Below are 220 nucleotides of genomic sequence, written 5' to 3' on the forward strand. Positions count from 1 at the left end.
ATCACATCAAAGAGATGAAAAAAGCCGTTGCGATTGATGGAGTTGATCTCATGGGCTACACCCCTTGGGGCTGTATCGATTTGGTGTCGTTCACCACAGGTGAGATGAAAAAACGTTACGGTTTCATTTATGTAGACAAACACAACGACCAGTCAGGAACACTAGAGCGTAAGCGCAAGAAGTCTTTTGAGTGGTACAAAGGCGTGATTGCATCTAATGG

General features: G+C 44.5%; 1 protein-coding gene. It reads left to right on the plus strand.

Annotated elements, in window-relative coordinates; genetic code table 11:
* Positions 1–220 (plus strand): family 1 glycosylhydrolase (locus tag A3712_RS18495; RefSeq protein WP_157618803.1); only part of this gene is annotated, 220 nt, incomplete at both ends.

It is taken from the genome of Vibrio sp. HI00D65, assembly GCF_001635455.1.
Classification (GTDB): domain Bacteria; phylum Pseudomonadota; class Gammaproteobacteria; order Enterobacterales; family Vibrionaceae; genus Vibrio.